5 protein-coding genes and 1 pseudogene are annotated in these 3095 nt (G+C 59.2%); 3 read left to right on the forward strand and 3 right to left on the reverse strand.

The window, feature by feature from the left end; all coding sequences use genetic code 11:
• Window positions 1-532 (forward strand): creatininase family protein (locus ACRESD_RS10565; protein ID WP_431750858.1); only part of this gene is annotated, 532 nt, incomplete at its 5' end.
• Between the two features lie 17 nt (window positions 533-549).
• Here the strand turns inward: ACRESD_RS10565 and ACRESD_RS10570 are convergent.
• Together ACRESD_RS10570 and ACRESD_RS10575 are read right to left on the reverse strand one after the other, a co-directional pair.
• Window positions 550-891 (reverse strand): hypothetical protein, encoded by a 342-nt coding sequence (locus ACRESD_RS10570; protein WP_431750859.1) that lies wholly within the window; start codon window positions 889-891, stop codon window positions 550-552.
• A gap of 34 nt (window positions 892-925) precedes the next feature.
• The gene (locus ACRESD_RS10575) at window positions 926-1570 is read right to left on the reverse strand and encodes an ATPase (RefSeq protein ID WP_431750860.1); all 645 of its coding nucleotides are present in this window, start codon (window positions 1568-1570) and stop codon (window positions 926-928) included.
• Window positions 1571-1714: 144 nt separating this feature from the next.
• Between ACRESD_RS10575 and ACRESD_RS10580 the strand changes: the two genes are divergently transcribed.
• Complete coding sequence (locus ACRESD_RS10580; protein WP_431750861.1) at window positions 1715-1960, forward strand: hypothetical protein; 246 nt, start codon at window positions 1715-1717, stop codon at window positions 1958-1960.
• 4 nt (window positions 1961-1964) lie between these two features.
• On the opposite strand, the gene yfcF is transcribed toward ACRESD_RS10580, so the two are convergent.
• Window positions 1965-2591: a glutathione transferase gene (gene yfcF / locus ACRESD_RS10585; protein ID WP_431750862.1), complete on the reverse strand. Its 627-nt coding sequence runs from the start codon at window positions 2589-2591 to the stop codon at window positions 1965-1967.
• A gap of 172 nt (window positions 2592-2763) precedes the next feature.
• Between yfcF and ACRESD_RS10590 the strand changes: the two are divergent.
• Window positions 2764-3095, forward strand: a pseudogene (locus ACRESD_RS10590) (hypothetical protein); the annotation flags it as partial.

The following is a 3095-nucleotide window of genomic DNA, read 5'->3' on the forward strand; positions in this document are numbered from 1 at the left end:
GGGCTTTCCGGGCACCATTTCCCTGCGCCCTTCCACCTTTATCGCCGCGATTGGCGACTGGGTGCGCTCGCTGGCCGGCCATGGTTTCGAGAAGATCCTGTTTCTGAACGGTCACGGCGGCAATATCGCGACCATCGAGGCCGCGTTTTCCGAGCTGTATGCCGAAGCCAGCTATGCCCGCCGCCCGGCCGGGTTCGCACTGAAGCTGGTGAACTGGTGGGATCTGGAAGGCGTTTCCGAGCTGGCGCACCGCCAATTCCCGGTAGGCCATGGCAGCCATGCCACGCCGTCAGAGATCGCGGTGACACAGTGGGCGTATCCGGAGTCGATCAAGTCAGCTGATTATTCGCCGCAGATCGCCAATACCGGGCCGATCCGCGAGGCGCTGGATTTCCGCGCACGCTTCCCCGACGGGCGCATGGGTTCGGACCCGGCCCTGGCGACGGTGGAAAAAGGTGGTGAGCTGGTGGCGTTGGCGGCTGAAGGGCTGCTCAAGGCGGTCGACAGTTTCAGCAGCGAAACGAAACCCTGAGCGACCACATTCTGGCGTTACTTGCAGTCTTTGGCCGCCAGCTCCAGCCGCGAGGGCGTGATAGCCGATGCCAGTGGCTTGCGCTCATACAGGAACACCTTGGTACCGTCCTGGGACTTATAGGCCTCCAGTACATCATCGGCAGCAATCTTGCTGGTCAACAGCACCTTGGCGTGGCGCGAGTTCTGCGTCACGGTGGAGGTGATGCCGTACTTTTCAAGCTTGGGCAATACGCACTGCACATAGCCTTCGGGCGTCTTGCTGGTTTGCAGGGTCAAGGTCGGGGCATTGGGAGCGGAAACACAACCGGTCAGCACCAAAGAAGCAAAGGCCAGGGCCGGGACGAAAAAAGAGCGCATAAAAATTCCTGAAAATAACTAAAAAAGGTTCACATCAACCCGCTCGTACCAGCGCCTTGAGCGAGGCATCGAACTGCTTCAAGGCGTCGAGCTGTACATCACGCTGCTGCTCGATCTGAGCGGCAATTTCAGGCGCCGCCTTGTCATGCACCCACACCGACGGCACTTGCTTGTGCACCGAGCCTTCGGCCTTGGCGATATATTGCAAGTCCGCGTCATAGAACCGTGCGGTAAACCTCGCTTCCACCAGATCGTTGCGCTGGGTCAGCAGTTGATTATGGGTATCGAGCATCACCACCACGTCCGGGTGCGCCTGCACCAGCTCATCCAGGCTGCTATAGACCGTTACCGACAGAAAAGTGCCCTGCAACGAACTCATCAGCCAATCGATGGCCAGCTCAGGATCGGAGCTGTTGACGAAAGCCTCGCGGATACGTCCGTCCAAGGCATCCTTGGCGCCGTTCATCGCCATGGCATGGTAGCGTTCAAGGTAACTGAGGTTGTCGCGGGTGTTTTCGCTGTACAACACACCCACCGATTGCGCGCGCGCCAGGGAGTCTACGCTACCGACGAGTGGCAGCAAATGGCCTGTACGTAGTTCATCGGCAATGGCCGGGGTGGTCATGGCCACCGAACCTACCATCAACAGCATCAAACCCAGCTGAATTATCGTCCTCATCGCGCGTTTCCTTGAACAGCGTTTCGATGGCGCAATTCTCCACCTTTCCAGCAAAAACAGAACTTGCAATCCTTGATGGTGACTATCATTTGAACCGATAGTGTTGCGCAGCCCGCTTTCAATAAAACTTATAAGGACCACGCTATGAAGCCCCACCAGAAAACCTTCGACCGCATCCGCGAAGCCGTATTGCCGGAGTTTCGCGAGCGGGTCGCCGATTACCTGGTCGACTATGAAACCGTACTGCAGAACGAGACGGCCGACGCTGACCAACGCTACGCCAGCGCCCAGCAACTGCGCGGCTACCTGCGCGGCTTGAACACCACACGCGTGCTAGGCATGGCCGATTGGGAAGACCTCGACCGGCGTGTGACCCACGAATGGCTGTAATGCCTTAAAGCGCCGGGCGTGGCAGGTTGACCCAGGCCTGCACCGACGGCCGCTGCCACTGACGCCGGGCATACCCAACCAAGTCGGCCGGCACCTCGTCGCCGTTGAGGATCAGCCGGTTGAGCATCACGGCCAGGTCCACATCCGCAATCGACCATTCGCCGAACAAATACGCCTTGTTGCCCGCCAACAGCACCTGCGCCGCACCGATCAATTTGCGCGCGGCGGTTTGCGCCACGGGCGACAGCGGCGGCATTTTCACACCATAAAACACCACCAACGTCGAACGTTCCTGCCTGATGGGCAGCAAGTCGCTGCGCAACCACGCCTGGACTTGCCGAGCCCTCGCTCGCTGCTTGGCGTCGGCCGGGTACACCGGCGTCTCGGGGTAAACCTGGTCGAGGTATTCCGTGATCGCCGAGGATTCCGACAAGGCAAAATCGCCTTCCACCAACGTCGGCACACGCTGTGTGACGGATAGCTCGGCGAAGCCCGCTGCGTGCTGTTGTGCGGTGTCCAAGTCTACGGGGACGGTGTCGAAGGCCAACCCCTTCTCCTGCAAGGTGACGAATACCGACATCGCATAGGGGCTGGTGAACTGGGCATCAACGTAGAGGCATAACGGGCGCATGGTGGCTCTCCTTGGGTGAAAGGCCACGCTACGAGATGTACGGAAATAAAGACAATGTTGGTTTTTTATGGGGGCATTCCTGGCGGGAATAGCACCGAGGGTGGCAGTATTATGGCGATTAGCTATCTACCAACTCCCCTCCCCTTCGTGGCCTTCAAGGAATGAACAGCACATGAAACAAGCGGTTGTGGTTATCCACGGCATCGGTGAACAGCGCCCAATGGACACTCTGCGCGGCTTCGTCGAAGCCATGATCCCGACGAACTCACCCGACGACAAACCCTTCTACTGGAGCAAACCGGATCGGCTGTCGCGCAATTTCGACCTGCGCGTATTGAAGTCGTCGGGCCGCACCTCCACGGACTTCTACGAATATTACTGGGCCCACAAGATGCAGGGCACCAAGGTGGGCCACCTGCTCGGCTGGTTGTGGGACATTTTCAAACGTCCGCGCCGCGACATTCCCGATGCCATCGTTCCGATCTGGCGCACCACGCGCTGGAC

This window comes from Pseudomonas sp. (assembly GCF_050739995.1).
GTDB lineage: Bacteria > Pseudomonadota > Gammaproteobacteria > Pseudomonadales > Pseudomonadaceae > Aquipseudomonas.

Bases quoted from the DNA above. Each gene is read 5' to 3' on its own strand.
- ACRESD_RS10580 (WP_431750861.1), top strand. From the start codon at position 1,715: ATGAAGCCCCACCAGAAAACCTTCGACCGCATCCGCGAAGCCGTATTG.
- yfcF (WP_431750862.1), bottom strand. From the start codon at position 2,591: ATGCGCCCGTTATGCCTCTACGTTGATGCCCAGTTCACCAGCCCCTAT.
- ACRESD_RS10570 (WP_431750859.1), bottom strand. From the start codon at position 891: ATGCGCTCTTTTTTCGTCCCGGCCCTGGCCTTTGCTTCTTTGGTGCTG.
- ACRESD_RS10575 (WP_431750860.1), bottom strand. From the start codon at position 1,570: ATGAGGACGATAATTCAGCTGGGTTTGATGCTGTTGATGGTAGGTTCG.